This is a genomic window from Acinetobacter sp. 1566109 (genome assembly GCF_000582255.1).
Taxonomy (GTDB): domain Bacteria; phylum Pseudomonadota; class Gammaproteobacteria; order Pseudomonadales; family Moraxellaceae; genus Acinetobacter; species Acinetobacter nosocomialis.
Map to the genome: position 1 here is coordinate 49,307 of NZ_JEYB01000001.1, position 25,613 is coordinate 74,919.

The following is a 25,613-nucleotide window of genomic DNA, read 5'->3' on the forward strand; positions in this document are numbered from 1 at the left end:
ATTTACACCGATTCAAAATACTTTTTTCTTAGCCATAAAGAGACACTGACCAAAGCAATCAAAACTGGTACTTCAACTAATGGCCCAATGACTGTAGTAAATGCCACAGGCGATGCTAAACCAAAGGTTGCAATGGCTACAGCCAGTGCTAACTCAAAATTATTACCCGCAGCAGTAAATGAAATTGCTGTAGTTTTTGGGTAGTCATTACCCATCCACTTACTCATAAAGAAACTAATGAAGAACATTACGATAAAGTAAATTGTTAATGGAATCGCAATTCGAATTACATCCAAAGGCAGACTCACTACATCTCCACCTTTGAGACTAAACATAGCAACAATAGTAAACAGTAATGCCAATAGACTTAATGGACTGATCTTCGGTAAAAAGACATTTTGGTACCACTCTAAGCCTTTGGCGTTGACTAAGATCAAACGGGTCAAGAAACCAAGAAAAAAAGGAATACCCAAGTAAATTAATACCGCGTGGGTAATCGTCCAAAAATCCACATTGATTACTTGCCCAGCAATACCAAAATAAGGTGGTAAGAAGGTAAGAAATAACCAAGCATAAGTACTAAAGAACAAAATCTGAAAGATACTATTGAATGCAACCAATGCTGCTACATATTGGTTATCGCCGCAGGCTAAACCATTCCAAACTAAAACCATTGCAATACAACGAGCTAATCCGATCAGGATTAGTCCAGTCATATACTCTGGATAGCTATGCAAAAAAATAATTGCTAATGCAAACATTAATACAGGAGCAATAATCCAGTTCTGTACTAAAGACAAAGTTAATGTTCTTTTGTCTTTAAATACTTGTGGTAGAGCTGCATAGTCCACTTTGGCTAACGGTGGATACATCATCAGAATCAAACCAATCGCAATTGGAATATTGACAGAATCCACACTCATTTTGTCTAAAGTAACGGAAGCTTGAGGTAAGAAGACACCTATCGCAATCCCCAACCCCATCGCAATGAAAATCCATAGCGTCAGGTTACGATCTAAAAATGACAGTCTTTGTTGAGCCATGATTTTCTCATTCAATATCTGATATGTGATTGATTGCAGCAATTAATTCAGGACGAGACATATTTGCTGTATCAAGTGCAAATAAAGCATCTAAACGACGGTTGATATGGTCTACTGTCACTTGGAAAGCTTTTAATTTTTCCTCTTTAGGCAAGTCTAAATGTGATGGATCAGCCAAGCCCCAATGTGCCTTGATCGCTCCCCCCAAATAAAGAGGACAAGCTTCTTGAGCTGCTGAATCACACACAGTAATCACTACATCAGGTTTATATTGCTCACAGTCATCAATGGTTTTACTCCATAAACCTTCTGTTGAAAGACCAAGGTTTTCCAAAGTTTCAATAGTCAATGGATGCACCTGTCCTGATGGCTTACTACCTGCACTGTATGCTTTCCAGTCATGAGGAGCACGACTGTTAAAAAGCACTTCAGACAAAATGCTACGACAACTATTTCCAGTACACAAAAAAAGGAATTTCATAATCTATTACTCACAATAACTATTTATAGAAAGCGTGTTGGTATTGCTTACAACTTGACTAGATGATGTTTTTTTTAAAGTATCTAGAATTTCAAAACACCATGCTGGAAGTTGTTGATTAATGCTGTAGTACACCCATTGGCTTTGTCGTCTGTCTTGTAAGAGACCAGAAGAGCGTAATAAAGCTAAATGCCTAGAAATCTTTGGTTGACTCAGTTGTAGCTTTTCTGTCAGATCACAAACACAGAGTTCTTTATTCTCAGCAATTAAAGTGACAATATTGAGACGGGTTTCATCTGATAAGCATTTAAAAAAATTAACTTGATCCATCTTTGCTACCTATAAATTTGGATATGCAGATAATCACATACAAGAACTAAATTTTTTAATTTACTCTCTGACCATTTTCGTCGATCACTTGTTCACCATCTTCTTTAGTGAAAGCACCTTTTTGTGGTAATGGCAGAATATCCAAGACAACTTCTGAAGGACGACTTAAGCGAGTACCTAATTCAGTAACAACAAATGGTCGATTAATCAAAATAGGATGTTCAAGCATAAAACTGAGTAGTTGTTCATCACTCAACTCACTACGATCAAGCTGTAAATCCCGATAAGGATCTACATTCTGACGAATAGCCTCTCTTACTGTTAAGTTTGCATCCTGAATCAATTTAACTAATTCGTCATGACTAGGTGGTGTAATGAGATATTCAATAACGGTTGGTTCAATTCCTGTATTGCGAATCAAAGCCAAAGTATTCCGAGAGGTGCCACAAGCAGGATTGTGATAAATCTTTACATCTAATGAAGTTGTCATGAAACTGGGACCTCTAATATATTAATATCTTTATATATGAATTAGCATATATATGCAACTTCATATATGATGGTCTGCAAAATACAATCCATTAAATAAGCTAGTTAAATTTGAAAAACTGCTGTAAACAATTCATTTTAGATTAAGAATTTAGCAATAATATTAAATAAGCCAATATACGTATCAGTAAGTTTGAGAAACAAATGTGATCACTAACTTTTTATTCAGGCTAACTTCTTCAGTACACCACATTTGTCCACTGTACATAACCCATCACAAGTCTTTCTTATTTCTAATAGCTGCTGTATGAGTTTCTGCTGATTCCGAATATTTTCCTCTACATCGTTAATATGTGAATCGATAAGCTCATTCACATCAGAACAATTTAGATTAGGCAGATCCTTATAATTTAGTAATTTTTTGATTTCAATTAAGTTCATATTCAAAGAACGACAATTCACAATGAATTTCAACCGATCAATGTAATCTTCAGTATATAGTCTATAGTTACCTTGAGTTCGATCAGGTTGCGGGATTAAACCTTCTTTTTCATAAAACCGTATTGTCAGTACTGAGCACGACGTTTTCTCAGAGAGCTCTCCTATCTTCATAAACATTAGAAATACTCAAAATCCAACTTGACTCTATAGTAGCTATAGAGATTTTAATATGCAATAAGTAAAGATATGACTATGGGCACATCAATGAGTGGTTGCGGTTGTAATAAAGAAAGTTCTTGTGAAGACACTAAGCAAAATCAAAATGAATCAGAAACAAATTCTGGTAACAGTAAAGATTTAACTGCTGAAGAAAGTAAAAGCTCTTGTTGTGGTAATGAAGTACCACAACAATCTAAGCCAGATGAAAAAGATTCTTGTGCTAGTATTCAGCCATGTTCTACGCAGTCAAACTCATGTTGCACCCCAGATTCAATAAGTTCACCTGAGATAATCAGTGATAATGAGGGTGTAGCGACTTTCATCAGTGACTATAAAATCCCTAAAATGGATTGTTCCGCAGAGGAACAAATGGTTCGGATGACTTTATCTTCTTTGGTAAATGTTAAGAGGCTAGTTTTTGATTTGCCGAATCGAAACCTAAAAGTTATGCATAATGGTGAAAGTAATGAAATCACTGCAAAACTTGAAGCTCTTGGGTTTGGCGCTAAATTAAATAAAACTGAAGCCTATGTAAATAAAGAGCATGCAAAAGAAATCAGTACGTTTCTGATTCCGAAAATGGATTGCTCTGCTGAGGAGCAAATGGTTCGTATGGCATTGTCTCCAGTGAGTGAGGTCAAAGGACTAATATTTGATTTACCTAATCGGAAATTAAAAGTTTTTCATAATGATGGTCTTAATGAAATTACTAGCAAACTTGAAGCACTTGGTTTTGGAGCCAAACTTGAAAGTACCGCTGCCTCTGTGGGTGAAATGCCTGAAAAAGCAGATACGTCTGAACAAGCAAAAGTTTTAAAAATTCTTTTAGCGATTAATCTCCTATTATTCTTTATAGAGTTTATCAGTGGTTTGGTAGCTGCCTCTACAGGCTTGATTGCTGACTCATTGGATATGCTTGCTGATGCCACAGTGTTTGGTATAGCACTGTTTGTTGTTGGTAAAAGTGTAAAAAAACAATTAAAAGCAGCGCATCTTTCAGGCTGGTTACAGTTAATTCTCGCTACTTCTGTAATTGTAGATGTTGTGCGTCGGTTCATTTATGGTAGTGAGCCAGAGTCTTTCTTGATGATTGGAATTGCTGCTTTAGCGCTAATTGCCAATTTTTATTGTATATACCTAATGTCTCATCAAAAAAATGATGGTGCACACATGAAGGCTAGTTGGGTCTTTTTATCCAATGATATCATAGTCAATTTTGGTGTGATTTGTGCAGGGATACTAGTTGCTTTGACAGGTTCCGCATATCCAGATCTTGTTATAGGAATAATTGTTTCACTTTTCGTACTTAACGGTGCTCGAAAAATTTTGGCATTGAAATAAGAGTATTAAAAATGAATTTATTCCAAGTTAAACCAAACGAATTTGTCAAAATTGTTGACCTAAAAAAAGGTAACCAATATTTAGATAAAAATGATCCAGTTCTCGAACGACTTGAATTGTTAGGTTTCAGAATTGGTGAAACTTTACAAGTTCTAGCTAAGGGACTTTTCGGTGGTGATCCAGTATTGGTTCAAATTGAAACTTCTCGATTTGCGTTAAGAAAGAATGAAGCTGAACGAATTTTTGTAGAGATTGTTTCAAATGAACAGTAAAAATATTGCACTTATTGGTAACCCAAATTGTGGGAAAACATCTCTCTTTAATACTTTAACAGGTACTCGTCAAAAAGTAGCTAATTATGCTGGTGTTACTGTTGAGCGGAAAGAAGGTTTTTTTAAACTACCTTCTGGTGAATCAGTTCGAGTTTTAGATTTGCCCGGCACATACAGCTTAAAGCCTACGAGTCTAGATGAAGAGGTAACAAGGGCTGTATGCTTAGGTGAGCTTGAGGGTGAGGTTCTACCTGATATATATGTATGTGTGGTTGATGCCACTAATTTACATTTACATTTAAGTCTTGTGCTTGAAATAAGGGCATTGAATCGACCAATGCTTCTTGTTTTAAATATGATGGATGAGGTCAAAAAGCGTGGTATTTCGATAGATATTAATAAGCTATCAGAATTGTTGGGTATCCCTGTTATTGAGGCTGTTGCCGTTAAAACTAAAGGCGTGCAAGAACTACTAAATCAATTAGATCAAAAAAATCTATTTGTCACTCCTTATCATTCTGATCTGAATCATTTTGATCAGATTAAAAATATTACTAAACAGGTAATTTTAAAAAATGATAACGGTGATGCAAGAACAGCTTTCTTGGATAAAATTTTCTTACATCCTGTACTTGGTTTAGTCATCCTAACGCTTACCATGTTTGTCATGTTCCAAGCCGTTTTTATCTGGGCACAACCTTTTATCTCATTAATTGAAAATGCAATTGCTTGGTTAGGTAATACAATTGGCCCGCTTATTACTCATCCATTACTTAGAAGTCTTATTGTTGATGGGGTAATCGCTGGATCGGGTAGTGTTTTGGCTTATATGCCGCAGATCCTTATCTTATTCTTCTTTATTTTAATTTTAGAAGAATCAGGTTATTTGCCACGAGCAGCATTCCTTTTGGATAAATTAATGTCCAAAGCTGGTTTAAGTGGACGTTCCTTTATTCCACTATTGTCTAGTTTTGCCTGTGCTATTCCTGGTGTCATGGCAACACGAAGCATTAGTTCGGAAAGAGATCGTCTAGCAACCATTATGATTGCGCCATTAATGACTTGTTCTGCAAGATTACCTGTTTATGCTTTGCTAATTGCGGCATTCATTCCAAACAAATTAGTTTATGGTTGGTTGAGCCTACAAGGTTTAGTTCTTTTTGGACTATATATGGCTGGAATTGTTTCAGCATTATGTGTTTCTTTATTTTTGAAACTAGTTAGAAAAGATAAAACAGAAAGTATTTTTATCTTTGAGTTGCCTACTTATCGATTGCCAGATATTCGAAACGTTGCATTAGGACTTTATGATCGAGCTACGATCTTTCTAAAAAGAGTTGGTGGTATTATCGTAGCATTATCTATATTGCTTTGGGTGTTGGTTACGTTCCCTCAACCACCTGAGCATGCCACGATGCCTGCTATCAACTATAGTTTAGCTGGACAACTTGGACACATTATTCAGCCTATATTTGCACCTATTGGCTTTACTTGGGAAATCTGTATCGCATTAATTCCTGCTATGGCTGCAAGGGAAGTTGTCATTGCTGCTTTAGGTGTAATTTATGCTATGTCTGGAGATGAAGATACTGTAACTCAAACATTGTTGAGTCAAATCTCTGGTCCTGATGGTTGGGGGCTAGCTACAGGGATGTCATTATTAGTTTGGTACATTTTCGCACCACATTGTCTTGCAACATTAGCGACCATTCGTCGTGAAACTGGTAGCTGGAAACAGCCTGTTATTATGGCGACTTACTTATTTGGGCTTGCGTATTTCTTTGCCTTCATTACATATCAGCTTATTAGTAGACTTTAATCAAAATAAGAATATTTCATAAAGAAAAATGGATGCCTTCGCATCCATTTTTCTTTTAAGTATCAAACTGATTATGAGCTTTTTTTCACAGCAACAATAATCTGACTCTCACCCTCTATTTTTAATTCGAAGTCAACCTTTTCCCCTACAGTTAAACCATTCAATAATGCTGGATCTGCAACTTTAAAGCCCATGGTCATTGCAGGCCATTTAATTGCAGGAATTGCTTCATGGTCGAGTGTTAGAATATTTTCTTTCGTATCAATAGCAGTAATCACACCAACAGCTTGAGCTGTTGCAACTGTAGATGACTCTTTACTCATCTGCTCCATCGGTGCTTCCGCTTTCTTTTGCTCTGATGCCTCATTTTTGCTACATGCACTTAACGCAGCAACAGTTGCAACAAGAGCCACAATTTTCATAAATTTCAACATAATAAAACCTCTTTTGACGAAATAATAAAACTATCAATTCTTTGATAGTTTTCTTTTGATTAAAAGCTGATATGCCGCAGGGATAACAAACATAGATAAGAGAGGGGCTGAAATCATCCCCCCAACCATAGGTAAAGCAATACGACTCATTAATTCAGAACCTGTTCCAGTCCCCAACAGAATAGGGATTAACCCCGCCAAAATGACAGCGACTGTCATTGCTTTAGGGCGAACACGTAGCACGGCTCCTGTATGAATTGCCTTATTGAGTTGTTGCTCTGTTAAGGATGCCGTTGAAGAAGATAGGCTTTGCTGTGCATGCTCAATTGCTTGCTTTAAATAGAACAACATGACTACACCAAACTCTGCGGCAACACCAGCAAGTGCAATAAAACCAACAGCAATCGCAACCGAAAAGTGATAATCACTCAAGTACATAGCCCAAATACCACCAATCAAGGCAAAAGGTAGTGTTGCCATAATCAGAACAGCATCTTGTACTTGCCTAAAAATCAAATAGAGCAATAGAAAAATGATCATCAAAGTAATTGGAATAACAACTTTTAAGCGAGCATTCGCACGCTCCATGAACTCAAACTGTCCTGAATAGCTAATGCTCATGGCAGAAGAACGTTTTACTTTTTGGTCTATGGCCTGCTTCAAATCTTGTACAACCGAAGCTAAGTCACGTCCTTGTACATCGACATAGATCCAACCACTTGGACGGGCATTCTCACTTTTAAGCATTGGCGGCCCATCTGTAATTTGAATATTAGCAACACTACTCAAGACTATTTGTTGACCAGATTCAGTTAGAATCGGTAAATTTCTTAAGGCTTCCAGTGAATCTCGAATCTCTCGTGGGTAACGTACATTAATGGGATACCGTGCCAAGCCTTCAACAGTTTCACCAATATTTTCCCCGCCAATCGCTGATGAGACGATTTGCTGTACATCTTTAATATTGAGACCATATCGCGCAGCCTGCATACGGTTAATATCAACATCAACATATCGACCACCTGTGAGCCGTTCAGCTAAAGCTGAACTAACACCGGGCACCTGTTTAGCCACTTGTTCAATTTGCTGTGCTACCCGATCAATATCTTGCAGATCATTTGCTGAAACCTTAATCCCGATTGGACTTTTCACCCCAGTTGCCAACATATCAATCCGGTTACGGATAGGTGGCACCCAAATGTTTGTTAAACCCGGTACTTGGACTGCCTTATCTAGTTCTTTTATCAATTTGTCAGGTGTCATACCTGAACGCCATTCAGACCGTGGTTTGAACTGAATCGTGGTTTCAAACATTTCTAATGGTGCAGAATCTGTGGCTGACTCTGCGCGACCAGCTTTACCGAATACTGTTGCAACTTCAGGAACGGTTTTAATCATTCGATCAGTCTGTTGGAGTAGCTCAGAAGCTTTTGCTGCGGACAATCCCGGTAAAGCTGAAGGCATATACAGTAAATCACCTTCATCCATATTGGGTAGAAACTCCCCACCTAACCGTGTTAAAGGGAAAAGACTAATAAGGAAAATTAGCAATGCACCAAGTAAAATTGTCTTTGGATGAGCTAAAACCTTATCCAACATAGGGCTGTATATTTTGATCAGAAAACGGTTCAGTGGATTACGCTGTTCAGAAGGTAATTTCCCTCGAATCCAATAACCCATTAAAACGGGAATCAAGGTAATGGATAAACCTGCTGCTGCTGCCATTGCATAGGTTTTAGTAAATGCCAGTGGTGAGAACAAGCGACCTTCTTGTGCCTGTAAAGTAAAAATAGGAATGAAGGATAAGGTAATGATGAGTAGACAGAAAAATAAAGTTGGCCCGACCTCACTGGCAGAACGTGTAATGATGTTCCAACGGACTTGTGCTTCCAAGACTTGCTCAGGATGTTCGTGTTGCCAAGTTTCGATATGCTTATGTGCATTTTCAACCATTACAATTGCGGCATCGACCATAGCGCCAATCGCGATAGCAATACCACCCAACGACATGATATTGGCATTTAGCCCTTGATAATGCATCACCAAGAAAGCAGATAAAATCCCAAGCGGCAAAGAAACAATAGCCACCATTGCTGAACGTAAATGCCAGAGGAATAGTCCACAGACTAAAGCCACCACAATAAACTCTTCAATTAATTTATGGCTGAGATTTTCTACTGCTCTATCAATCAATTGACTGCGATCATATACAGGAACAACTTGTACACCTTTCGGTAGACTTTGTTGTAATTCAGCTAGCTTCGCTTTCACAGCAGTAATCGTTTCACGTGCATTTTTACCTGCTCGTAAAATCACGACACCCCCAACCGTTTCACCTTGCCCATTCAATTCACTGATGCCACGACGCATTTCTGGACCAAGTTGAATAGTTGCAACATCACCTAAAGAAACAGGAACACCGAAACTATTTGTTCGTAAAGGAATTTGGCGAAAATCATCTAAAGTTTTTAAATAACCAGAAGCCCGCACCATATATTCCGTTTCAGCCATTTCCAGAACTGAACCACCAGTTTCCTGATTAGCTTTTTGAATCGCCTCAATGACATTGTTTTGTGTGACACCTAAAGTAGCCATCTTGCTTGGGTCTAAGACAACCTGATATTGCTTAACCATTCCCCCAATTGTGGCAACTTCAGCCACGTTAGGTAATGTCTTCAGTTCATACTTTAAAAACCAGTCTTGTATGCTTCTCAGCTCCGAAAGATCATGCTGTCCTGTTGGGTCTACTAATGCATATTCATAAACCCAACCAACGCCAGTGGCATCTGGTCCCAATGAAGATTTCGCATTTGCAGGCATTTTCCCTTGAATTTGATTTAGATACTCCAATACACGAGAACGGGCCCAGTAAAGGTCAGTATGTTCATCAAAGATGACATAAACAAATGAGTCACCAAAAAAAGAATAACCGCGAACAGTTTTAACACCGGGCACCGATAACATGGTTGTTGTTAAAGGGTAGGTCACCTGATTTTCAACAATTTGTGGTGCCTGACCAGAAAAATTAGTTCGAATAATTACTTGTACATCAGACAAATCTGGTAATGCATCGACCGGAGTATTCTTTACGGCCCAAGTTCCCCAAGCAGCCAGAATTAAAGCGGCCAACAGGACAAATACACGATTTGCAATTGAAAAACGAATAATACGGGCAATCATAATCGTCCTCCCGTTTAGTTCTTCATAGATGTCATAGACATCTTGGAAATGTCAGAAATAACGTAAGTATCTCTAGCATGTGTAAAACTAAAACGGACCTGATCGCCTTGCTGAATTTGGGTAAATGGTTGCACTGGTTGTTTAAAGCTCATAGTCATAGCCCCCCAACCCAACTCAGGAATCGCCTGATGTGAAATGGTAATGTCTTGAGCTGTGACTTTTTCAACTTTACCAATGCCTTGATATATTGATGTCTTAACCACTTGAGATGAAGTCTTCGATTGTCCAGTGTTCAGCTTATCCAATACACCTTGTAAATTTGCTTCAGAATCAATCAGGAATTGCCCTGAAATTACCACCTTCTGACCAGCTTTCAACCCTTTTAGAATTGCAATTTTATTGCCATCACTTTGACCTAACTGTACTACAACAGGTTCAAAACGCCCTTGCTCATGTCCCACAATGACAACGTTCCGAGTACCTGTACGTATAACAGCTTGCTCTGGTATAACTAAATTGCTTTGTGGGTTGTTGGAGAATTTAACGGAAGCAAACATTCCCGGCTTGAGCAATCCCTCTCTATTGGGCAACTCAATACGAACTTTTATGGTTCTACTCGTGCTATCCAAAGTTGGTAAAATATCAATGACTTTACCGGACACTATTTGAGGATATGCAACAAAAGTAGCTTCAACTTTCATTCCCCGTTTTATCCCGGCAATTTGTGCTTCTGGAACAGATGCTTCTAACCAGATTGGGCTTATCCCCTTGATGGTGACAAGCGTTTGCCCCATAGCTAAAGCCATTCCATTGCGGACTTCTAACGAATCAATAAATCCACTTACAGGTGCACTTAAAGTCATATTGGATTGCACTCGATGTGTCCGCTCGACTTGATTAATCACATTTTGTGGGATTCCTAAAAGCTGTAAACGTTGTCGGCTTGCCTGAATAAGAGAACGATCTCTTGTTCGGAGTACAGCTAGAAATTCAGTTTGTTCTCCTGTCCATTCAGGTATTGAAATATCAGCTATGGGACTGCCTTGCGTCACCATATCCCCAACAGCATGTCCGTACACTCGTTGGACGAAACCACTTGCTCTTGTTTGTAAAATAGCTACCTGTCGTTCATTGGTCTGCAATATACCATTGGTTAACAAAGTATTTCCCATCACAGCTTGTTCGACTGAAGCATAACGAATTGCTAAATTTTGTTGGAGGGATGGATCAATCTTAACCGCAGGATAACTGTCTTCAGTCATCGTAGTATTTTCATCTGCATATTTAGGAACCAGTTGCATGTCCATAAATGGCGATTTCCCCGGTTTATCAAAATGCTGTTCAGGCTTCATTGGGTCGTACCAATACAACACTTTGGCAGCCTGTTGCGGACCTGATTGAGGATTGTATTTCTGATGTGCAATCCAGTATCCAGCACCACCACCCGCAGCCAGACTAATTACCGCAACGCCCATGACAGTAACTGCTAATTTATTTCTTAACATTATGGCTGCCCCTCAACATGGTTTAAGGTCGGTTCTTCAAAGGCATAATAAAGTTGGGCTTTAGTCACAGCCTGTTGCTGTTGGAGATCAATGAGACGCAAACGCTGTTCTAAAAGAGCTTGTCGAGCAGCAATAACATTAGACAAATTACTTTTACCTGCTTGATAGCTTGCCAACTGTAAACCCACTTTTTGTTTAGCGAGTGGAATACTTGTTTGCATCGCACGTCTAATTTGCTGATCAAGTGCATCAAGATCGGATAACCCATCATCTAGCATAGTGAGATGGTCACGGTATTGGACTTCTTGATCGGCGGTAATCCTGTTTTGTTCGGCTAAAGCTGCCTGAATGAGTGGACTACTACGTCTTTTTGAAAAGACAGGAAGCTCTGTTGTTAGTTGCACCCCGATCATATCGCCAAATTCGGGTGCTCGATGCTGATAAGCAAGTTCAATACCCCAATCTGGTTTCTGTAAAGCCTGAGCTTGCTTCAGTTTTGCTTCAGCAGTTTGCTTTTCTGCCTGAAATGCTTTTAATTCAGGATGTTGATGCAAATGATGATATAGCTTTGATGTATCAAGGTAGATAGATGGTGCTTGGTCAGGTAAGGTTTCAATTTGAGAGAGATTTTCAGTAGGTTCTGCACTGACTAACCGATGCAACTCTAACTTGGCTTTATTTAAATCACGAAGTAAATCATCCTTCTGGTCAAGCAATACCGTGGCTTCTTGTCTTGGATCAAGTGCATCGGCAATGATTGTACGACCAGAGATGACCTGTGTTTGAGTAATTTGAGAAAGTAATCGATTCTCTGAAAACAGTTCATCATATAGTGCTAATTTACGTTCAAGATAAAAGCGCTTAAGCCAAGCAGATGCGACTTTCTGACGTACCTCAATACGCAGAATCTCAGTTTGAGCATTGGCCGAACCTAGTTCAGCTTTTGCTAAATCGACCTCAGCTTGTCTTTTGGCACGATTTGGAAAATCTTGCATCACGCCAATTTTTTGCATAGTCATACCTTCGCGTGTGACTGACCATGCGGCATCGCCGGATACAGGGTAATTATCTAAACCTACAAATAATTTAGGGTTGGGTAAAATACCTGAAGCTGAAACCATATTTTCAGCCCCTTCAATCCTTGCACTATTTGCTCTTAGGGTAGGTGCATATTGCTCAGCAAGCTTCATAGCTGTATTCAAAGTTAATGGCTCAGCATAAGCCTGACCATAGACCAGACAGAAACAGATAGTAGCTATTGGCCATCTCTTACGATGAGATTTCTTTTCTTTATAAATATTCATATTTTTTGCTCTAAAATGTTTACGCGCACGCGCAGAACATTCATAGAAAATTCTATGAATGATAGAGGACTATCAAATTAGTTAGAGCGTGGAGGCTTCCATAAACCCGAAGGGTATGGAGAAGGAAGATTTTGATCTAAAGAGTAAAAAGCTGAGCGCTCTATAGGAAAGGAAACCATTGAGTGCAAAATACCCTGAACGTCATTAGCATATACAAGCTTGGTAAAAGACATAATGCAATCTTGTTCAGACAGACAGGATGGATCATGCAGAGTTTTTTTGGACTTTGCTTCTCCTTTCATACAATCAGTATGCATCATATTCTGATTTTTCGACTCTTCCATTTGCATGGATTGCATCTGTTCAGATGGCATTAAACATCGTTTATGTACAGACGAGGCAACAGCAGCCGATCCTACTAACAGGATAGCAAACGATAAAAACAGCGATAGGCATGTTTTTAACCACTGCATAGACATAGACCAAATTTTAAGCTTTTTTAGTTTTACAGAATTGAATCGTAATAGCAACAATTTCATGAATAGTAGCCGAAACTACTATTCATGATTTCAAGTTATAGTATTTTAAAATACCAATTCGATGCCTGCACCATATTTCCATCCTTTTTCGGACTCAGTTGCTTCTTGCACGTTAGTTGCTTTTTGTCCTTTTTCATATTGGTAAGCAACATCCACAAAAGGTCTGACTCTTTTAGTGACTTCATATCGGGTTTTAATACCGGTTTTTAGTTCAGACAAACCTGATTTTGCAGCATAGTTAGAATCATCGCTAAATACAGCATCTACTTCAAGATAAGGTTGTGTGATCAATTTCTGGGTTAACAGGAAATCACGCTCGACTTCTAAGCTTGCCCCCCAAAAATTATTCTCACCACCGTACAAATAAGCTTGGGTTTCAAAGAAATATGGAGCTAATCCCAACACGCCAACAACACCATCAACCCGATCGCTGTTGCTGTTATTTTTATCTTCACTGTATCTCACCCCAGCCTGTACATCCCAAAAGGGTGCTACATTACGGCTATAAAGCGCAGATACATCATATTTTGGATCATGACTTTCTGCTTTATCCAAATTTGCTTCAATAAATAGGCGATTTTCATCTGTACCTATCAATGTTTCAATTTTCGATCCTAAAGCACCTTTGCCATCTTCATCCACAGTCCACTCATTCTCAAACTTAGTCATTTGGAAAACTTGTCCACCATGTTCTTTCAGATGTTTATCATGATTTCGGTTATTAGAAGTTTCGGCTTCCAGGCCTATACCATTATCTCCATCATTACCAGAAGTTGAATTTTGGTAAGTATTACGATCAACATAACCTAATCCACCAGGCTCTTTTAACAGCATTTTCATACTCTCGGACTGAGAGGATTTAGTACTACTATCCATGCTTTGAACAGCAGTATCATTTGCAAAAGCTACACCTGATAATCCAATTAAAGCTATAGATAAAAATGTCTTAGAATATATTTTTTTAGTGGTGCGCATGTTGATTTACCCCCTTATCATTAGTATTAGGTTGAGCAACAACATCTTTCGAATCAGTACTATTACTATCGACATTTGCCACAATAAGTTTATTCATCATTCCAGCAGACATGTGATAGAGCAAATGGCAATGGATAGCCCATTCACCTAACTCATCAGCCGTTAATAAAGTTGTAACTGTTTTACCTGGTGGAACAATTACTGTATGTTTATTCGGCATATTGCTAGGATCTTGGCCATTTTCCAGTTGCATAAACATGCCATGTAAATGCATTGGATGAGCCATCATACTATCGTTAACAAATTTCAAGCGTATACGCTCACCATATTTCACTTTAAATGGTTCAGTTTCATTAAACTTCTTACCATTAATTGTCCAAATATAGCGCTCCATATTTCCACCTAAGCGGATTTCAATTTCACGTTCTGGAGCACGGGTATCTTTTTGGGGGGTTAAAGATTGTAAATCACTATATTGAAGTGCTTTTAGACCAGCTGGTGTTGATGCATTCGCCCATCCGTAAACCACTTGATCAGATCCAGAAGAGCTTACTGTTTTTGAAGGCATATCATGATCCATACCTTTCATTGAAGACATATCATGATCCATACCTTTCATTGAAGACATATCATGATCCATACCTTTCATTGAAGACATATCATGATCCATTCCCATATCTTCCATCGTCAGTAAAGCACGGGGACGAGGTGTCGGCATCGTAGTACTTTTTACAAGTGAAGTATTTTCATCATGTAATGTACCAATAGAAAAACCACTTCGATCAATAGATTCAGCTTCAATCTGATAATTTGCTTGTTTCGGTTCTACAATAACATCATAAGTCTCAGCTGTTCCTATCCGGAATTCATCCACTGGCACGGGTTTTACTGGTTGTCCATCTGCGCTGACTACTGTCATTTTCAGATTAGGAATTCTTACATCGAACAAAGACATTGCCGAGGCATTAATAAACCGAAGACGTACTTTTTCTCCAGCTTTAAAATTTCCAGTCCAATTTTGTTCTGGAGTCTTACCATTCATTAAAAACGTATAGTTTGTTACATCAGACATATCTGTCTTAAGCATTCGCATCTGATTCCACATGGAACGATCTTTCCATGTTGCCTTTAAACCGTCTCTTTTAATCTGCCTAAAAACATCAAAAACTGTTTCTCTTCGATTCTGGTAGTAATCAGCTTCTTTCTTGAGATTACTCATAATCTGACCACTAGTAGAGTTGTGAAAATCAGAGAGTAAGACTACGTAATCTCTATCAGCTTTTTCTCCGGCCGTTAAAGGTACTTTATTTTTGGGATAAATGACTAAAGGGCCATACAGACCATCTTGCTCTTGACCTTTACTATGCGAGTGATACCAATAGGTTCCATTCTGACGAACCTTGAATTTATATTCATAGGTTTTATTTGGTGCAATACCATCAAACTGGTTGAACCCAGGTACTCCATCCATGATGCCAGGTAAAATTAAACCATGCCAATGAATTGAAGAATCTTGGTTTTTCAACTTGTTGTGTACACGAATAACGGCATCATCGCCTTCCTCAAACTCAAGAAGAGGCGCAACAAACTTACCATTTACAGTAATTCGTTTTAGAGGCTTTCCTGTAATATTCACCGTCTGTTCAGCAATTGTTAAATCATATTCTTTAACCGCTGCCATAACCCAAGTCGACGAAAACAATCCGACTCCTATTAAAAGGACATGACTTAATTTTCTAGACATTTATTTTCACCTATCTATAGTTAATTGAGGGCTAAGCAGGTGGATAAAATACTTTTCCCTCAATATCTTATTTCGCGTATTAATTATTTATTTGGCATATTCATTTGAGAATGGTCCATCTCACCCATTTTAGAATGATCCATATTCATCATCTTAGAATGGTCCATATTCATCATCTTAGAATGGTCCATTTGGGACATATCAGACATTTGGCTGTGATCATGCTGACTATGATTCTGTTGATTTTCCTTATCTTCTTTCATATCACAAGGTTTTTTGCATTTCTCTTGCGCTTTTGAATTTACTTTAACTTCTGTACTTAAAGTATTTTTCTGTTGAGCATCAGCAGCCCAAGATTGGCTTCCAGCAATTAAAGTCCCAACACACATAAAAGCAGTTAAGCCACGACGGAATAGAGTTTTCATTGATTGCTCCAAAAATAAATTTTATATAACTAACTTATAGGTTGGAACCGGACATCTATGTGACTTGAAAATGACATTTTTGTAATCTACATCGCATCCTGTATTTATAACGTTATTATGGTCTTAATATGCGATACGGGGCTTAATAAATGAGAATCTTACTAGTTGAAGATGAACAAAAAACTGGTGATTATCTAAAGCAAGGTCTTTCTGAAGCAGGATATATTACAGACTGGGTTACAGATGGCTTATCAGGTAAACATCAAGCTCTTTCAGAAGAATACGATCTAATTATACTAGATGTAATGTTACCGAAGTTAGATGGCTGGAATATCATTAATGATATTCGCAAAAGTGGCAAAACTATGCCTATCCTTTTTCTCTCAGCTCGTGATCAAATTGAAGATAGAGTTAAAGGCCTGGAACTAGGAGCTGATGATTATCTCGTTAAGCCTTTTGCTTTTGCAGAACTTCTTGCCCGAATTAAAACCTTACTTCGTCGCGGTCAACAAAAGGAAGATAGCAATATTATTACAATTGCTGATCTTGAACTTGATCTTCGTAAACGTCGCGTCACACGTGCTGGACAAAGAATTGACCTTACAGCTAAAGAGTTCGCATTGATGGAATTATTTATGCGTAGACGTGGAGAGATTCTACCTCGTGCTCTTATTGCTTCTCAAATATGGGATATGAATTTTGATAGTGATACCAATGTTGTAGAAGTCGCTATTAAACGTCTAAGAAATAAAATAGATAGTAATTTCAGTCCTAAGTTGATCCAAAACATCCGCGGAATGGGGTATGTCTTAGAGGTAGAAGATGACTCATAAACTGTTTAATGCGATCAGTTTCCGTATTGCGATCATTTTTTCATTATCTACCATTATTATCTTAATGATTATGGGGCTGGTCATTCATCAGCTTGTTATGCATCATTTTGAAACTCAGGACCGCACTCAGCTAGAAGGGAAAATTCAGCTTTTAGAAAATTTACTGGAACAGAATCCGAAAAACACCGATGAACTAAAGATATATTTAAAAGATGCTTTAGTTGGTCATCATGATCTAATTGTCCAGATTGAACGCCCAACTGGCCAAATCATTTTTAGTTCAGCCCCTGCCGTTATAAAGGCTCAAACATTAGTAAAGTCTAAACATATCCCTTGGATAGAGTGGGAAATTCAAAATAAAACATACCGTGGCTTAGTTTATAAAAAATCGTTTGATAAAAATATGAGTGTTCCAACTGCTCAAATTATTGTTGGAATCGATACCTCCGAACATCAACATTTTTTAAACGACTTTAGACGACAATTGTTATATATCGGAGTTGTGGGCACAATTTGTTTAATGTTTTTAGGTTGGTTTGCCGCATGGAGGGGCTTACGTCCAGTTCAGAAAATGGCAAAAGTTGCAGAAGGCATTTCAGCTCAGCATCTATCTGAACGATTAGCGGTCGATAATACACGCACTGAACTAAAATCATTAGCCATAGCCTTTAACGATATGTTAGATCGGCTAGAAACGGCTGTAGAAAAACTCTCAGATTTTTCATCTGATCTGGCCCATGAAATTAGAACACCTATTAATAATTTAATGACTCAAACTCAAGTATGTTTATCTCGTAGTCGGGATATTAATACTTATCAGGAAGTCCTCTTTTCTAATCTGGAAGAGTTTGAACGTTTGGCTCGAATGGTTTCAGATATGTTATTTCTTGCAAAGGCAGAGCATGGCCTACACTTACCAAACCTACAACAGGTCAGCCTAGTAAAAGAGATTTCTGCTTTATTTGACTTCTATGATGCTATCGCTGCTGAAAAGGGAATGTCCCTAGAACAAAGTGGACAAGGATACGTAAAAGGCGATCCCTCAATGTTACGTCGTGCACTGAGTAATTTACTATCAAATGCGATCAAATATGGTAAACCTGATTCAATAATTAAGATTAATTGCCGACAAAATATTGATACCACTATATTCACAATCGAAAATGAAAGCTCACCAATAACATCTGAACAGCTGAATCGATTATTTGACCGTTTTTACCGTACGGATGTATCCAGACAAAGAGTTGAGGAAGGCACAGGTTTAGGTCTAGCAATTACCAAGTCAATTCTTGATGTACATGGCGCAACGATTCAAGCAGACTATAACAACGGTCGGATAGTTTTTAAAATAACTTTTAAAAACTAATTTTTGTAAATAAAAGACAACTGACTACTCATTTCCAGTATCTAAAAAATTATGAGTAGTCAGAAAATGATCCTTTCTTAACTACGTAGCCTTAAAGCATTACCAATAACCGATGCTGAACTTAGGCTCATTGCTAAAGCTGCGATCATAGGAGAAAGTAGCCAACCAGTAAATGGATATAAAATACCCGCGGCTAAAGGGATGCCTAATGCATTATAAAGGAATGCAAACATCAGGTTTTGCTTCATATTTTTAATAGTGGCCTCTGACAGGGAGCGAGCGATCTCTATACCTCGTAAATCACCTTTGACTAAAGTGACTTGAGCACTATTCATAGCCACATCTGTTCCAGTCCCCATTGCAATACCAATATCCGCTTGAGCTAAAGCTGGGGCATCATTGATACCGTCACCTGCCATTGCAACCATTCTTCCTTCTTTTTGTAATTTATTAACCAGTTCCAGTTTATCTGCTGGTTTAACTTCTCCGTAAACTTCATCAATACCTAATTTAGCTCCAACTGATTTTGCAGTAGTTAAACCATCTCCTGTGGCCATTATAATTCTTAATCCAGAATTCTTCAGAGCATGCACAGCTTCAGGTGTACTGACTTTGATTGGATCTGAAACAGCCAATAGTCCTACGAGCGTCCCATCAACAGCCAAATGCATAACACTTGCGCCTTCTGCTCTTAATTGCTCAGCTTGAGGGATATATGTATCAACTGATATGCCGAGTTGTTCCATTAAAGCTGTATTGCCTAATGATAATTGTTGTCCATCTAACTCACCCTTAACACCAATTCCAGAACCTGACTCAAAATATGTTGGTGTTGTTAGTACAAGATTTCTTTCACGGGCAGCCTGTACAATTGCATCCGCTAATGGATGTTCACTACCTTGATCCAAGCTGGCAGCTAATCTGAGAACTTCATTTTCTTCATATCCAGATAAAGCAATGACCTTATCAAATGAGGGGCGACCTTCTGTTAAGGTCCCTGTTTTATCAATAATTAATGTATCAATCTTACGTAAATTTTCTATTGCTGCAGCATCACGGAAGAGTACGCCATTGGATGCACCACGACCCGTTGCCACCATGATTGACATTGGTGTGGCTAATCCTAAAGCACACGGACAAGCAATAATTAAAACTGCGACAGCATTGATTAGTCCGTATACCCAACTCGGTTCTGGTCCAAATATTCCCCACCCAAAAAAGGTAAGGATAGATATACCGATCACCACCAGTACAAACCAGCCAGCTACCTGATCTGCCATTCTTTGCATAGGGGCTTTAGAACGCTGAGCTTGCGCTACCATTTGAACTATCTGTGAAAGTACTGTTGAAGAACCGACCTTTTCCGAACGTATCACTAATGAACCGTTCATATTCATTGTCGCACCGATTACTTGGTCACCTATACGTTTTGTTACTGGAACTGGCTCTCCCGTTAACATTGATTCATCAATAGAACTTGAACCTTCTGTAATTATTCCATCAACGGGGACCTTCTCACCTGGTCGTACTCTCAGTAAATCTCCAACATGTACATGGGAAAGTGGGATATCTTCCTCTGTGCCATCTTCATTAATTTTTCTTGCGGTTTTCGGTGCCAACCCAAGTAAAGATTTTATTGCTGACGAAGTTTGCGAACGTGCCTTTAACTCAAGAACTTGACCTAATAAGGTCAGTGAAATAATTGCGGCTGTTGCCTCAAAATATACAGCAACACGCCCCATAGAGATGAAAGACGCTGGGAAAACTTGTGGGGCTAGGGTTCCAACGACACTATAAATAAATGCAGCTCCAGTCCCAATTCCAATTAAAGTCCACATATTCGGACTACGATTTAAAATTGAATGCCAACATCTAACAAAAAATGGCCAACCTGCCCAAAAGACGATAGGTAAAGTAAGAACAAGTTCAATCCAGCTTTGTACCTTCATCTCAAACCAGTTCAACTGATGACCAAACATCGCCAAAAATATGATAATGAGGGTTAACGGTAAGGTGTACCAAAATCTTCTTTTGAAATCTTTAAGTTCAGGATTATCATCGGCTTCATCTAGATTGGGAAGTAATGGTTCTAGTGACATACCGCAAATCGGACAGTTACCAGGATGATTTTGTCGGATCTCCGGATGCATTGGGCAAGTATAAATTGATGAGGTATTTACACTATCTGAGTGTGTATCCATCTTATTTAGGGAGACATTTTCGGAAACAGATCTATCTTCTTTAGCAATGTAAAAAGTAGGATCATGCTTAAATTTTATCTGACATTTTTCACTACAAAAGTAAAAAGTCTTATTGCCAACTTGTTCATGAAATTTAGATTCTTCTGTTACAGCCATGCCGCAGACAGGATCCTTTAGTACGTTATTTATAGTTTTCTTTTCATGATGATGGTCCATATAGAAACCTCCTTCATATTTGATTTTAAAAAATTAATTACCTTCGTGCAGAAATACATTTCTGATTATTTGAGTATTTAATGAACATTACTCTTGATAAAGTCAGTGTAACACTTGTGAGTTTTTAATTCTAAAAATGACAAAAATGTAATTTTGGAGTCATCAAGACGTTGCTCTCTTTCTTAAATAATAAGCATACAAAGAGTGATGACCAACTCGATCAATTTAGGAATTTCACTGGGTCATTACTTAGCACGTACTAATTTTTAAAAGGTGATGAAATGAAAATTTTCCAAAATAAAGTGTCAGCTCTACGTAATGTACTAGTAGGTGCGACTATGGTTGTAGCTGCTTCAAGCGCATTTGCTCATGTCAAACTTGAAAGTGCCACTCCAGCTATTAATGCATCTGTAGCAAGTCAGCCAAAAAATATAACTTTAAATTTTGGTGAAGAAGTCATGTTAATGAATGTCAAATTACTTGATGCTCAACGTAAAGACATCCCTTTAACTTATCAGATAACTCATGATTTAAAAAAATCATTTGAAGTAGCAGTACCTAAACTTAAGAAAGGTAAATACACAGTGGTTTGGACCACAATGGGTACTGATGGCCATAACATGAATGGCGAATATAGCTTCACTATTAAATCAGCGAAATAACTATAGAGCATCAATAGTCTATATGCCAGCAGCTTGCTGGCATATTGCTATCGCAGGGAGGAAAAATATGAATCCTGAAACTTGGATATATGCAACGTGGCTGATTAAAGTCGTTTTATATTTAGGAATAGCATTTGTTGTTGGTGGTGCCTTTAGCTATTTTCTACTGGGACGTTATGTAGAAATCAGGGAAACTCTTCTAAAGTACATTACTATTGGTGCAGGATTAGGCTTTATTTCAAGCACTTTAGGCTTCTTTGTTCTTATAGGAAGTTTTGCCAATACAGGTCTTTCAGGAATGTGGGACAGTAACTACATTAATATCTTAATAAATACTCCCACTGGGCATATCCATATCATCCGCTCAGTTAGTTTTGCACTTTTATTGTTATTTATGATCGTAAAGCTTAGTAAAGGGACTATCCAAGTTTCCAAAGTAGAAGGAACAATTTTTACCATCCTACTTATCCCCATGGTTTTTAGTTTTTCACAATTAGGCCATGTCACAAACTTGCCCTTTTTCGCTCAATTCTTATTATCAATACATGTCCTTGTAATGTCCTTATGGATGGGATCACTTTTTCCTTTATGGAAAACAAGTAAAAAAATTACTGGTCTTCCATTAAAAGATCGCATGCACTTATTTGGGAGAATCGCAGCATTTGTTGTGGGAATACTACTCGCTTGTGGTGCTAGTATTGCTCTGTTACTCATTAAAGATTTCAATACTCTACTAAATACTCCTTATGGGCATGGTTTTATTATTAAGATCGCATTTGTTCTAAGCATTTTATTATTAGCTGCTTTCAACAAATGGTATTTTACCCCTCGCTTACAAGACCCGAAATTTGCCAGACAGTTGGGCTATGCCATTTTATTTGAAATGTCATTAGGCCTAATGATCCTTTTAACGACTGGATATATTACAACTGTAGTGGGAATTGATTAAATAGGTATATAGTAATTTAAAAAAGTAAAATGAAAAAAATTATCTGATTCTGCTTGATTTCATCATTGGTTCAATCCTTGATATTTTTTCTAACTCCATAAGCTTTACTATTGTAAGTAGAGTGTAGTGTAAGACTGTAGAGTCTCAGATCTTTTAAAATATAGGGGTAAAATTACTTACCCCATAATCTGCCCATGTTTTTATAAATTAATTACATGATTTTCTGTAATTCATGTATAAATAAACTTAAACAAATAATCATAACTTATACAACCATTCTTAGTGCCTGTTCCAGCCCGCGTTGTTTAAGGTTGGCTCCTACCCCAAACCATGCTGAATCTAATCGGTGATCTTTTGAGATCGCACGTCGCTCATGATCAACAAACTCGGTAATACTACAAAGCAGTCCATACGCCGTATCTTTAGCTGAAGCTAACTCGGCACCACGACCATGCCCGTTAAACATGGTCATGACCTTAGACATCGCACGTCCATTTGGCTCAGTTTTATTGTCGGTTTTGGATGAGTTGATTTGTTTAGGCGTAGCTACATTACGGTAGAACTGAATGATACTTTCATCTTGTTCAGCAATATTCAGGTTTGTATTATTGAACACTGCATCGAAGTAAGCTGCTGCTTCCTGCTGGGTGACTTTACGCTGGCTGAGCTGCTTCATTTCATACATGTGCTCGTCCCATGCATGAACCGAAATACCCAATTGCTGTTTAATCTTTTCAGCATCAAACTTGGTACTGTGTGGAACTTTCACCACACCTGCACTACTATTCTGCCCACGTAAGGCAATCGCTAAGGTGTTATTACACACCACACGTACACTTGTAAATTGCGCCGTGGTGGCTAATGTCCCATCACATGCTGTTGCCAGAAGGATATAACCATTACTCACATCCTTTCCTTTCAGTGCTGTTGATTGTCCAGTCGTAGCCAGTGCCCAGAACTTACGACCACCTTTCAATACCCCTGCTGTTTCCAGTTCAAAGCCTGATTGTTCTGTCAGGTCTTTATAGAAGTTTAATATCTCCATCGGTTGCACCTCCTGATAACGCTGACTTACCACTGATAGCGGCGCATGAGTATCTGAACGATAAAGGACTCTCTGATCTTCATACGGCATGATGATGTTTTGTCCACGTTCATTTTTTGTCATATAGCTGACATTGGATGATTCAATTCGCCAATCCATCCCTGCTTGTTGTGCCCATACTTCTAAAGGTTGATTTCTAGTGAGTTGATTGCCCAAACCATGCCAAGGGGTTTGACCTACAAAAGCCATTGTTTCAACTTGATGTGCCATGATGTTTTTCCTATTAAGTGATTTAAATAATTTGATTAAGAGTTTGGGATGAAGTTAAGAAAAGCTTGATTGCTGGATTTCAAAATGTTGCAGACACTGCTCACACTGATAATGCAAGGACACTGTATTGTCTTGATGCTGGACGTAGAGCAGAAACATGCCCCCTACAACTAAACCAACAAAGCCACCGACTAGTGGGTGAATAGGACTACGTTTTGACAATTGCATACAGGCTGCTGCCAGAGACATGGGGGAGAATGATGAAAGTTTTGCAAATACACCTTGATGGCTTTGTTCTGACTGCCGTAGTAATTTCAGATGTCTCGAATGGCAGTAAGGACATTGATGCATAGTCGTCTCCTCTCAATAAAAGGCATAAAAAAAACCACAAGCAAATGCTTGTGGTTTGATTGAGCTTTATGTCGTTTTAGATTAAGTCAAATTAACGAGTTACTTTTGGAGTCGCTAAACCTTTCTTGCTACAAGGTTGGATACTTTCAATATATTGACCATCTCCAGTGTCTTTAAAGAAACCATGTTTTGATTTGATTTCTAAACATTGCCCCTTCTTAAAAGGTTTAACTTGTGGAACGACTTTAGCTGGTATAGCGTAGCTATTTAAAATGACTTCGCCTTTAGTAGTTGGAAAAACCACCGATTCTTCGCCGTAATAGACATTGGCTTTAAGTGTAATCTGCTCAGTTTTAGCAAAAGCAATAGAACTGAGTGAAAGACTTAAAATTCCACATGCGATAAGTTTGATTGGGTTCATGGTATTTTCTCTGATTAAGTAAAGTAATAATTAAACGAATGCTACAGACCAGCTTTAATTAGTGACCAAAGCATGGCTGGTATCCTTCGTGAAGGACTTGATTGCTGTTCTTATCCCAACTCACCACATACCAAGTACATTGGTAACGGTCAGAGTCCCATGCAGTACGATAGGTCATGGTATTACCTTGCTGGCTCCATCCTTCAACTCGTTTACTCACCTGATCTGGACTTGAGCGGCCCCATACATTCATGAGATGTGACGCTAACATTTGATCAATATTCGGGATGGTTGACTTTAAATCAGCTGGAGCAGATTTGATTGGCTTTAATCCATAGCGAGAAGCATTGGAACTTAAGGTTTTCCCTTCATGGTACTCACCATCAACTTCTGAACTGAGATTACCTAGACTTGTATCTTGTGCTTTTGCCTGATCAACCGCGGCTATTGCCCCCGCAACAACCTCATCTTCAGCTTGTGAATGAGCAGATTCTGATTCCGGGTTTTCCACCATACTTTCAATTCCAGTGAAACCTGATTCAACGGGTTCCGATGCTGCTTGTGTTGTGGCAGATTGATTTTGTACCTTAGATTGTTCTAAAGCGAGTTGTGCTAACTGAAGTTCAGTTTGTCGTTTTTGATGTTGATTAAATAAAATACCGCCTGCAATTAACACCGCCATCATGACTACAGTTAACAACCAATATAACGGTGGTATCTTTTTAGTTGAGTTAGTGCTGTTCTTTATCATATTCATA

Annotated in this window: 25 protein-coding genes; 7 read left to right on the forward strand and 18 right to left on the reverse strand. The window is 38.3% G+C overall.

Annotated elements, in window-relative coordinates; all coding sequences use genetic code 11:
- Positions 1–2: 2 nt before the first annotated feature.
- The 5 genes from arsB to cadR form a co-directional block, all read right to left on the reverse strand.
- On the reverse strand, positions 3–1,043 hold the full coding sequence (gene arsB / locus J582_RS05945; RefSeq protein ID WP_000068658.1) for an ACR3 family arsenite efflux transporter: 1,041 nt from the start codon (positions 1,041–1,043) through the stop codon (positions 3–5).
- Positions 1,044–1,050: 7 nt separating this feature from the next.
- A complete protein-coding gene (locus J582_RS05950; protein ID WP_000670223.1) occupies positions 1,051–1,524 on the reverse strand; it encodes an arsenate reductase ArsC in 474 nt (157 codons plus the stop codon).
- Positions 1,525–1,530: 6 nt separating this feature from the next.
- On the reverse strand, positions 1,531–1,854 hold the full coding sequence (locus J582_RS05955) for a metalloregulator ArsR/SmtB family transcription factor (protein ID WP_000373080.1): 324 nt from the start codon (positions 1,852–1,854) through the stop codon (positions 1,531–1,533).
- 55 nt (positions 1,855–1,909) lie between these two features.
- Entirely contained in the window at positions 1,910–2,344 is a 435-nt protein-coding gene (arsC, locus tag J582_RS05960) for an arsenate reductase (glutaredoxin) (protein ID WP_032047484.1), read from the reverse strand.
- Between the two features lie 224 nt (positions 2,345–2,568).
- Positions 2,569–2,961, reverse strand: coding sequence for a Cd(II)/Pb(II)-responsive transcriptional regulator (cadR, locus tag J582_RS0104315; protein WP_000480874.1), 393 nt, complete (start codon positions 2,959–2,961; stop codon positions 2,569–2,571).
- Between the two features lie 75 nt (positions 2,962–3,036).
- Here cadR and J582_RS05965 point away from each other — a divergent pair, with 75 nt between their 5' ends.
- From J582_RS05965 to feoB, 3 genes are read left to right on the forward strand one after another with little or no spacing between them, the layout of a single operon-like run.
- Positions 3,037–4,344, forward strand: coding sequence for a cation transporter (locus tag J582_RS05965; RefSeq protein WP_032047485.1), 1,308 nt, complete (start codon positions 3,037–3,039; stop codon positions 4,342–4,344).
- Positions 4,345–4,355: 11 nt separating this feature from the next.
- Entirely contained in the window at positions 4,356–4,616 is a 261-nt protein-coding gene (locus tag J582_RS05970; RefSeq protein WP_001048218.1) for a FeoA family protein, read from the forward strand.
- Entirely contained in the window at positions 4,606–6,435 is a 1,830-nt protein-coding gene (gene feoB, locus J582_RS05975) for a ferrous iron transporter B (RefSeq protein ID WP_001086233.1), read from the forward strand. Before J582_RS05970 ends, feoB begins: the two co-directional genes overlap by 11 nt.
- A gap of 71 nt (positions 6,436–6,506) precedes the next feature.
- Here feoB and J582_RS05980 read toward each other — a convergent pair whose 3' ends face one another.
- The 8 genes from J582_RS05980 to J582_RS06010 all read right to left on the reverse strand — a co-directional run bounded on the left by J582_RS05980 (position 6,507) and on the right by J582_RS06010 (position 16,541).
- Positions 6,507–6,869, reverse strand: a complete 363-nt coding sequence (locus J582_RS05980; RefSeq protein ID WP_000911302.1) for a copper-binding protein — start codon at positions 6,867–6,869, stop codon at positions 6,507–6,509.
- Between the two features lie 33 nt (positions 6,870–6,902).
- Positions 6,903–10,049, reverse strand: coding sequence for an efflux RND transporter permease subunit (locus tag J582_RS05985; RefSeq protein WP_000561666.1), 3,147 nt, complete (start codon positions 10,047–10,049; stop codon positions 6,903–6,905).
- A gap of 14 nt (positions 10,050–10,063) precedes the next feature.
- Positions 10,064–11,554 carry an efflux RND transporter periplasmic adaptor subunit gene (locus J582_RS05990; RefSeq protein WP_000945698.1) on the reverse strand — a complete coding sequence of 497 codons (1,491 nt, stop codon included), beginning with the start codon at positions 11,552–11,554 and terminating at the stop codon, positions 10,064–10,066.
- On the reverse strand, positions 11,554–12,858 hold the full coding sequence (locus tag J582_RS05995) for a TolC family protein (RefSeq protein ID WP_032047486.1): 1,305 nt from the start codon (positions 12,856–12,858) through the stop codon (positions 11,554–11,556). The genes J582_RS05990 and J582_RS05995 overlap by 1 nt, the downstream gene beginning before the upstream one ends.
- A 77-nt stretch (positions 12,859–12,935) precedes the next feature.
- Positions 12,936–13,397 (reverse strand): hypothetical protein, encoded by a 462-nt coding sequence (locus tag J582_RS0104320; RefSeq protein WP_000771473.1) that lies wholly within the window; start codon positions 13,395–13,397, stop codon positions 12,936–12,938.
- A 45-nt stretch (positions 13,398–13,442) separates the two neighbouring features.
- Entirely contained in the window at positions 13,443–14,372 is a 930-nt protein-coding gene (locus J582_RS06000) for a copper resistance protein B (protein WP_001260874.1), read from the reverse strand.
- Entirely contained in the window at positions 14,359–16,116 is a 1,758-nt protein-coding gene (locus J582_RS06005) for a copper resistance system multicopper oxidase (protein WP_079266999.1), read from the reverse strand. Before J582_RS06005 ends, J582_RS06000 begins: the two co-directional genes overlap by 14 nt.
- An 83-nt stretch (positions 16,117–16,199) precedes the next feature.
- A complete protein-coding gene (locus J582_RS06010; RefSeq protein WP_000853608.1) occupies positions 16,200–16,541 on the reverse strand; it encodes a hypothetical protein in 342 nt (113 codons plus the stop codon).
- Positions 16,542–16,690: 149 nt separating this feature from the next.
- Here J582_RS06010 and J582_RS06015 point away from each other — a divergent pair, with 149 nt between their 5' ends.
- Together J582_RS06015 and J582_RS06020 are read left to right on the forward strand one after the other, a co-directional pair.
- Positions 16,691–17,374 carry a heavy metal response regulator transcription factor gene (locus tag J582_RS06015; protein WP_001221580.1) on the forward strand — a complete coding sequence of 228 codons (684 nt, stop codon included), beginning with the start codon at positions 16,691–16,693 and terminating at the stop codon, positions 17,372–17,374.
- Entirely contained in the window at positions 17,364–18,740 is a 1,377-nt protein-coding gene (locus J582_RS06020) for a heavy metal sensor histidine kinase (RefSeq protein WP_000149040.1), read from the forward strand. The genes J582_RS06015 and J582_RS06020 overlap by 11 nt, the downstream gene beginning before the upstream one ends.
- 77 nt (positions 18,741–18,817) lie before the next feature.
- Here J582_RS06020 and J582_RS06025 read toward each other — a convergent pair whose 3' ends face one another.
- Complete coding sequence (locus tag J582_RS06025) at positions 18,818–21,157, reverse strand: heavy metal translocating P-type ATPase (protein WP_000349578.1); 2,340 nt, start codon at positions 21,155–21,157, stop codon at positions 18,818–18,820.
- Between the two features lie 281 nt (positions 21,158–21,438).
- Between J582_RS06025 and J582_RS06030 the strand changes: the two genes are divergently transcribed.
- Both J582_RS06030 and J582_RS06035 read left to right on the forward strand, forming a co-directional pair.
- Positions 21,439–21,819 carry a copper resistance CopC family protein gene (locus J582_RS06030; protein WP_000689221.1) on the forward strand — a complete coding sequence of 127 codons (381 nt, stop codon included), beginning with the start codon at positions 21,439–21,441 and terminating at the stop codon, positions 21,817–21,819.
- Between the two features lie 67 nt (positions 21,820–21,886).
- Positions 21,887–22,768: a copper resistance D family protein gene (locus J582_RS06035; RefSeq protein WP_002035490.1), complete on the forward strand. Its 882-nt coding sequence runs from the start codon at positions 21,887–21,889 to the stop codon at positions 22,766–22,768.
- 265 nt (positions 22,769–23,033) lie between these two features.
- Here the strand turns inward: J582_RS06035 and J582_RS06040 are convergent, their stop codons facing one another.
- The 4 genes from J582_RS06040 to J582_RS06055 form a co-directional block, all read right to left on the reverse strand.
- Positions 23,034–24,083: a DUF932 domain-containing protein gene (locus J582_RS06040; protein ID WP_000951143.1), complete on the reverse strand. Its 1,050-nt coding sequence runs from the start codon at positions 24,081–24,083 to the stop codon at positions 23,034–23,036.
- Between the two features lie 54 nt (positions 24,084–24,137).
- Positions 24,138–24,434: a hypothetical protein gene (locus J582_RS06045; protein WP_000553831.1), complete on the reverse strand. Its 297-nt coding sequence runs from the start codon at positions 24,432–24,434 to the stop codon at positions 24,138–24,140.
- A 91-nt stretch (positions 24,435–24,525) separates the two neighbouring features.
- On the reverse strand, positions 24,526–24,855 hold the full coding sequence (locus J582_RS06050) for a hypothetical protein (protein ID WP_001068164.1): 330 nt from the start codon (positions 24,853–24,855) through the stop codon (positions 24,526–24,528).
- Between the two features lie 58 nt (positions 24,856–24,913).
- A complete protein-coding gene (locus J582_RS06055) occupies positions 24,914–25,612 on the reverse strand; it encodes a hypothetical protein (RefSeq protein ID WP_001985473.1) in 699 nt (232 codons plus the stop codon).
- Position 25,613 lies beyond the last annotated feature (1 nt).

What these genes read in the sequence shown, in the direction of transcription:
- J582_RS06020 (WP_000149040.1), top strand. Translation starts at nt 17,364, where the DNA reads ATGACTCATAAACTGTTTAATGCGATCAGTTTCCGTATTGCGATCATT.
- J582_RS06050 (WP_001068164.1), bottom strand. Translation starts at nt 24,855, where the DNA reads ATGAACCCAATCAAACTTATCGCATGTGGAATTTTAAGTCTTTCACTC.
- feoB (WP_001086233.1), top strand. Translation starts at nt 4,606, where the DNA reads ATGAACAGTAAAAATATTGCACTTATTGGTAACCCAAATTGTGGGAAA.
- J582_RS05990 (WP_000945698.1), bottom strand. Translation starts at nt 11,554, where the DNA reads ATGTTAAGAAATAAATTAGCAGTTACTGTCATGGGCGTTGCGGTAATT.
- J582_RS06000 (WP_001260874.1), bottom strand. Translation starts at nt 14,372, where the DNA reads ATGCGCACCACTAAAAAAATATATTCTAAGACATTTTTATCTATAGCT.
- arsC (WP_032047484.1), bottom strand. Translation starts at nt 2,344, where the DNA reads ATGACAACTTCATTAGATGTAAAGATTTATCACAATCCTGCTTGTGGC.
- J582_RS0104320 (WP_000771473.1), bottom strand. Translation starts at nt 13,397, where the DNA reads ATGAAATTGTTGCTATTACGATTCAATTCTGTAAAACTAAAAAAGCTT.
- J582_RS05995 (WP_032047486.1), bottom strand. Translation starts at nt 12,858, where the DNA reads ATGAATATTTATAAAGAAAAGAAATCTCATCGTAAGAGATGGCCAATA.
- J582_RS06005 (WP_079266999.1), bottom strand. Translation starts at nt 16,116, where the DNA reads ATGTCTAGAAAATTAAGTCATGTCCTTTTAATAGGAGTCGGATTGTTT.
- J582_RS06055 (WP_001985473.1), bottom strand. Translation starts at nt 25,612, where the DNA reads ATGAATATGATAAAGAACAGCACTAACTCAACTAAAAAGATACCACCG.
- J582_RS06030 (WP_000689221.1), top strand. Translation starts at nt 21,439, where the DNA reads ATGAAAATTTTCCAAAATAAAGTGTCAGCTCTACGTAATGTACTAGTA.
- J582_RS06010 (WP_000853608.1), bottom strand. Translation starts at nt 16,541, where the DNA reads ATGAAAACTCTATTCCGTCGTGGCTTAACTGCTTTTATGTGTGTTGGG.
- cadR (WP_000480874.1), bottom strand. Translation starts at nt 2,961, where the DNA reads ATGTTTATGAAGATAGGAGAGCTCTCTGAGAAAACGTCGTGCTCAGTA.
- J582_RS06040 (WP_000951143.1), bottom strand. Translation starts at nt 24,083, where the DNA reads ATGGCACATCAAGTTGAAACAATGGCTTTTGTAGGTCAAACCCCTTGG.
- J582_RS05955 (WP_000373080.1), bottom strand. Translation starts at nt 1,854, where the DNA reads ATGGATCAAGTTAATTTTTTTAAATGCTTATCAGATGAAACCCGTCTC.
- J582_RS05950 (WP_000670223.1), bottom strand. Translation starts at nt 1,524, where the DNA reads ATGAAATTCCTTTTTTTGTGTACTGGAAATAGTTGTCGTAGCATTTTG.
- arsB (WP_000068658.1), bottom strand. Translation starts at nt 1,043, where the DNA reads ATGGCTCAACAAAGACTGTCATTTTTAGATCGTAACCTGACGCTATGG.
- J582_RS06045 (WP_000553831.1), bottom strand. Translation starts at nt 24,434, where the DNA reads ATGCATCAATGTCCTTACTGCCATTCGAGACATCTGAAATTACTACGG.
- J582_RS05980 (WP_000911302.1), bottom strand. Translation starts at nt 6,869, where the DNA reads ATGTTGAAATTTATGAAAATTGTGGCTCTTGTTGCAACTGTTGCTGCG.
- J582_RS06035 (WP_002035490.1), top strand. Translation starts at nt 21,887, where the DNA reads ATGAATCCTGAAACTTGGATATATGCAACGTGGCTGATTAAAGTCGTT.
- J582_RS06025 (WP_000349578.1), bottom strand. Translation starts at nt 21,157, where the DNA reads ATGGACCATCATCATGAAAAGAAAACTATAAATAACGTACTAAAGGAT.
- J582_RS05985 (WP_000561666.1), bottom strand. Translation starts at nt 10,049, where the DNA reads ATGATTGCCCGTATTATTCGTTTTTCAATTGCAAATCGTGTATTTGTC.
- J582_RS06015 (WP_001221580.1), top strand. Translation starts at nt 16,691, where the DNA reads ATGAGAATCTTACTAGTTGAAGATGAACAAAAAACTGGTGATTATCTA.
- J582_RS05970 (WP_001048218.1), top strand. Translation starts at nt 4,356, where the DNA reads ATGAATTTATTCCAAGTTAAACCAAACGAATTTGTCAAAATTGTTGAC.
- J582_RS05965 (WP_032047485.1), top strand. Translation starts at nt 3,037, where the DNA reads ATGGGCACATCAATGAGTGGTTGCGGTTGTAATAAAGAAAGTTCTTGT.